At 30.6% G+C, this 5,234-nt stretch carries 4 protein-coding genes; 3 read left to right on the top strand and 1 reads right to left on the bottom strand.

The genetic code is table 11. From position 1 onward, the window contains the following. From ACMOUI_RS10585 to ACMOUI_RS10575, 3 genes are all read left to right on the top strand, one after another. A partial coding sequence (locus tag ACMOUI_RS10585; RefSeq protein WP_418965667.1) for a flavocytochrome c occupies nt 1-1,869 on the top strand: 1,869 nt, incomplete at its 5' end. Nucleotides 1,870-1,975: 106 nt separating this feature from the next. After that, the gene (locus ACMOUI_RS10580) at nt 1,976-3,151 is read left to right on the top strand and encodes an ABC transporter ATP-binding protein (protein ID WP_418965666.1); all 1,176 of its coding nucleotides are present in this window, start codon (nt 1,976-1,978) and stop codon (nt 3,149-3,151) included. Continuing rightward, nucleotides 3,151-4,698: a glycine betaine ABC transporter substrate-binding protein gene (locus ACMOUI_RS10575; protein WP_418965665.1), complete on the top strand. Its 1,548-nt coding sequence runs from the start codon at nt 3,151-3,153 to the stop codon at nt 4,696-4,698. Before ACMOUI_RS10580 ends, ACMOUI_RS10575 begins: the two co-directional genes overlap by 1 nt. A 36-nt stretch (nt 4,699-4,734) precedes the next feature. Here the strand turns inward: ACMOUI_RS10575 and ACMOUI_RS10570 are convergent. Then, nucleotides 4,735-5,234 (bottom strand): hypothetical protein (locus ACMOUI_RS10570; RefSeq protein WP_418965664.1); only part of this gene is annotated, 500 nt, incomplete at its 5' end.

Here is a 5,234-nt window from a genome sequence, read left to right as displayed (position 1 = left end):
AAAAAGATTTTAGATTACATATCTTTAAATAAAATTAACATTGAACCATTTATTTATGAAATTGATATTATCAACTCATTTTTGTCTCAAAATAAAAATGAATATATAACAGAAATTCAAATTCCAATAAAAACAATGTTATTTAATGAGGAGATAAAAATGAAAAACGGAAAATTTACAGGACTTGGTAAAGGATATGGCGGAGAGATTTCTCTAGAAATTGAAATTCTAGAAAATGTTATAAAAGATATAACAATTCTTTCTCACAATGAAACTAAAATAATTTCAGACCCAGCCTTTAACCATATACCAAAACTAATATTAGAAGCTAACAGTATTTTAGTTCCTAATGTTTCAGGATGCTCTATGAGTTCAAGAGGTATTAGAGAAGCTGTAAAAAATGCTTTGATTAATGCTGGAGAAAATCCAGATAAACTTGAGATTCAAATGCTTGAAGCTGAAAATTTAATTAAAATAGGTGATGGAGCGAGCAAAAAAATTATCAAACCTATTGAAAACTTTGATGTTGTAGTTGTTGGAGCTGGTGGAGCTGGTTTATCAGCTGCTATCTCAGCTGCATCTAAAGGAGCCAAAGTAGTTTTATTAGAAAAAATGTCTGCTATTGGTGGAAACACTCTTATTTCAATGGGTGGAATAAATATTCCTGGAAATGACACTCAAGTAGAAAAAGAGATTCAAGATTCAATAGAGCTTTACAGAAAAGATATTCTTTCAGGTGGAGACAATGAAAGTTCTTTAGAGCTTCTTGATATCTTTGTAAATGAAGCTTTACCTACATATAGATGGCTAAAAGATGAAATTAAAGTTTCTTTTAAAGATGAACTTATTCATTTTGGTGGACATTCGGTTCCTAGAGCTGCTGTATTTTCTGGTAAATACGCAATTGAACTAATTGCAAAACTTAGATCAAAAGCAGTTTCTTTAGGTGTTGATATTAGAACTGGAGTACGTTCAAAAGAATTAATAACTGATAATAATTCAAAAGTTGTTGGTATTTTAGCAACTATTGAAGATAAAAATGTTAAGTTCATGGGTAAAAAAGGAGTTATTTTAGCTACAGGTGGTTTTAGTGGAAATATTGAACTTAGAAAAAAATATAACCCTAACTTAGACGAGAGATATAAAACTACAAACATCAGTGGCATTACTGGCGACGGGCATCTAATGAGTGAAAAAGTTGGAGCTGATTTTCTTCAAATGGAATATATCCAAACATTCCCTATTTCTAATCCTGAAACAGGAGAACTTTCTCACGTAGGAGGAAGTAGATTTGATGGTGCTATATTGGTTAACAAATCTGGAAATAGATTCGTTGAAGAACTTGAAAGAAGAGATACTGTTTCAGAAGCTATACTTCAACAAGAAAATGGTGTTGGATATCTAGTTTGGGGAAAAGAAATTGAGGATATTACTAACTATGTTAGTAAAAACAAAGAAGAGGTTGAAAGATTAAAAAATTCTAACCTAATCGCTATTTCAGAAAATTTAGAAGAAGCTGCTAAATTTATGAATATAAATGAAGAAAACCTTTTAAAAACAATTGAAAAATATAATAACTTTGTTCAAAACAAAAAGGATTTAGATTTTAACAGAAGAGGTACTCTTGTATCTATATCTGAAGGTCCTTTCTATATACAAAAAGTGGCTCCTGCAGTTCATCACACAATGGGTGGTGTTCGTATTAATAAGGAGAACCAAGTTCTTGATAAAAACGGAAATGTTATTGAAGGTTTATTTGCAGCTGGAGAAATCGTTGGTGGTCTTCACGGAACTAATAGACTAGGTGGAAATGCAATCACAGAGATTATCGTCTTTGGAAAAAGAGCTGGAGAAAATATATTAAAATAAGCATTTAGAGGCTAACCTAAGGTTAGTCTCTTTTGTTTAAAAAAGGAAAAAAGTTTTTTTTTCGGTAATAAGTATATACTAAAATTTATAAAGCGAGGTGGTTGATTTGATTGAATTTAAAAATGTTACAAAATCCTATGATAGGAAAAATCTTGTTTTAAAAAAAATAGATTTTAAAATAAAAACTGGCGAGTTTGTTGTTCTAATCGGTGAATCTGGTTGTGGAAAAACAACAACTATGAAACTTATCAATCGACTTATTGATCCCTCAGAAGGATCTATTTTTATAGATGGTGAAGATATTAGTAAGGTAGATCCTATAACTTTAAGAAGAAGAATTGGATACGTTATACAAAAAGAGGGACTTATGCCTCATATGACCATCGGAGAAAATATCGAGCTTGTTCCTAAACTTTTAAAGTGGGAAAAAGAAAAAAGAAAAGCCAGAGCTTATGAATTATTAAGCCTTTTAAACCTTGATCCTGAAATGTATTATGAAAAATATCCTCATGAAGTGTCTGGTGGACAAAAACAAAGAGTAGGCATAGCAAGAGCTTTAGCTACTAATCCAGATATTATTTTGATGGATGAACCTTTTTCTGCTCTAGACCCTATAACTAGAGAGAGTATTCAAGATGAAGTTTTAAAACTACAAAAAGAACTTGGGAAAACAGTTATATTTGTTACCCATGATATGGATGAAGCCATTAAATTGGGAGAAAAAATAGCCTTTTTAAAAGACGGAGAAATTTTACAATTTGATATCCCTGACGAGATTTTAAAAAGACCAACTTCAGAGTACATCGAACAATTTTTAGGAAAAGATAGAATTTGGAAAACTCCTAAAAAACTTTTAGTTTCGGATATTATGTCACGTCATTATTCTACTATCGATAAATCTAGTAATATCTCAAGAGCTTACAATCTTTTAAAAGCCCACGACAGTGATTTTCTTGTTGTTACTGAAGTTGAAGGCGGAAAACATGAGGAACCTATCGGAATAATTTTTAGGAAAAATCTAATCTACGCTATGGAAAATAATATCCTTAGAGTGAGAGATATTATGGATAAAAATTTTATTACAATTGACAAAGATAGTAATCTACTGGATGTTTTAAATAAAATGTCCACTTTAAATGCCAAAGTTATTCCAGTCGTTGATGACAAAAATAGACTAACTGGGGTTATCACAAATCTAGGTCTTGTAAATGCCATAAATAAAATCGCTCCTACTCCTGAAATAGAGGGCGAAGAAGTCGAGCAAATAGGTGAGGCTTTATGATGTCCTTTTTAAGATATTTTATACAAAAACTTCCAGAAGTTCAAACAGCCCTTATGCAACATATCCAAATAACAGGGCTTGCTGTAACAATAGCCATATTGATTGGTGTTCCTATAGGAATTTCGATAACCAAAAGTGAAAAACTTTCTAAAATGGTTTTAACTATAGCTGGAATTTTTCAAACAATACCTAGTCTAGCACTATTTGGACTTATTATTCCTATAATGGGAATAGGTATAAGACCAGCTGTATTCGTACTTTTCCTATACTCTTTACTTCCGATTATAACAAATACATACATAGGAGTTAAAGGAGTAGATAATTCTACAATTCAAGCTGCTATTGGTATGGGAATGACTAACTTTCAAGTTTTAACTAAGGTTAAACTTCCTATTGCTGTCGCTGTTATAATGGGTGGAATTAGAATTTCTACCGTTGCCACAATCGGAACTGCAACAATAGCGGCACTAATTGGAGCTGGTGGTTTAGGAGAACTTATCTTTAGAGGAATCTCAACTAGTAATAATAATTTGGTTTTAACAGGTGCTATTCCCACAGCTATATTAGCATTTGTTGCCAACTATTTTTTAGGTGTTTTAGAAAAAGTTTTAACACCAAGCGGAATGCTATTCAATCCTAAAGAGAAAAAGAAAAACATAAAAGTACTAAAAGTTGCACTTGCAATGCTAGTTCTAGGAATAGGTTTTAAAGTATATGAAAGTTCTAAAACTTTAAATAGACCCACAATCGTGGTGGGACATAAAACTTTTCCAGAACAAAGAATTTTAGGAAATATGATATCTATATTAATTACAGAAAATACACCGTATAAAGTTAAACTAGTAGAACTTGGTGGAACCAACATAAATTTTGAAGCTATTAAAAGTGGACAAATAGACATTTATCCAGAATATACAGGAACTTCGTTCTTAGCTATTTTAGGAGAAAAAGAGATGTTACCTCCAAAAGAGATGTTTGCTAAAATTAAGTATCGATACAACAAAGAGCACGATTTAGATATTTTAGCTCCAATTGGTTTTGACAACACATACGCTTTAGCTGTGAATAAAGAGTTATCTAAAAAATTTGGTATCACTAAAATTTCAGATTTAAAAAATATAGCTGATGATTTTTATTTGATTGGTGGACATGAATTTATGGAAAGAGTGGATGGATTAAAAGGTCTAGTTGATACATATGGAATGAACTTTAAAAAAGTAAACTCTATGGAACCAGGACTTATAATTCCAACTCTTCATTCTAATAAAGCTGAAGTTGGAGTAGTTTACTCGACAGATGGACTTTTAGAAAAGTATGATTTAGTTGTTTTAGAAGACGACTTAAAATTCTTCCCACCTTACGAGGCTGTCGTAACTATTTCAAACAATGCTAAAGATAAATTTGATGTTGAAAACGAGCTAGCTCGATTAAAGAATACATTTACCAATAAAGATATGCAAAAGTTAAATCTTAAAGCTATTGAGGGAAAAAACACTGAGTATTCTATCGCCAAAGAAGCTCTTAAATCTAAAGGATTAATCAAATAATTAAAAAAAGCTGAAAATCAATTCAGCTTTTTTTGGTTATAAATTTAAACATTCACATTCCTTTTCGTTTAGGCAAGGTAAATAAATTCCAATATAATTTCCTTCTATATTTTCAACTAAATTTTTTGCTAATTTATTTTGAGAATAGTTCCAAGTGATCTCTCCCTCTCTTCCTAAAAATTGAATTAGCATATCCTCTTTTCTAATAAGATTGAATACTAAATCATCAACTTTTCTCCAATCATTAACGTTTAAATACTCTATCTTTTTATCATCTTTGAGAAATCTCTCTAAATACTTTTTAGTTTCATCCTCACAAATAAAAACCACTTTTGCATTTAGTTCTTTCAAATGCCCTAATATAGAGAACAATCTATCTAAAAAACCCTTATGTTTCTTTATGTATTTTGAAATTAAAACATAAGTTTTTCCAACTGTTCCCAATTTATTTTCCAACTTAACAACATATACAATTGTATTAGATTTAGCTACAAATCTATCTATAACAGATCCAAAAATTTTATTTCTTTCTAAAT

This window comes from Cetobacterium sp., assembly GCF_048470075.1.
Classification (GTDB): Bacteria; Fusobacteriota; Fusobacteriia; order Fusobacteriales; family Fusobacteriaceae; genus Cetobacterium_A.
The sequence above is the reverse complement of the archived record's forward strand: the minus strand, read 5'-3'. Positions and strand labels throughout refer to the sequence as shown.